The 338-nt window shown below is 46.7% G+C and carries 1 protein-coding gene; it reads left to right on the top strand.

The window, feature by feature from the left end:
- On the top strand, nucleotides 1-338 hold a 338-nt coding region (locus AC0QH1_RS10270; protein ID WP_324630992.1), incomplete at both ends, for a reverse transcriptase/maturase family protein.

The raw sequence follows: 338 nt of genomic DNA, 5'->3' as shown, positions 1-338 counted from the left end.
GTCAAGGCATGGCTAAAGGCAGGGGTAATCGATACCGGACAGCTATTCACAACGGAAGAGGGTACACCGCAAGGAGGAGTAATCAGCCCCCTATTGGCAAATATTGCCCTTCACGGCATGGAAGAAAGCATCAAATCCTTGGCTGCTAAGCTACCAGGGAAAGCCAGTCGTACAAGCAAACGCAATGCAATCTCGCTAGTTCGTTATGCAGACGACTTCGTTATCCTGCATGAAAACAAGGATGTAATTCTAAAATGTCGTGACCACATCCAGGAATGGTTGAAAGGAATAGGATTGGAACTGAAGGATACCAAAATCCACATCACCCACACTCTAGA

This window comes from Phormidium sp. CCY1219 (assembly GCF_055795085.1).
This window is presented reverse-complemented; position numbering and strand designations above follow the sequence as displayed.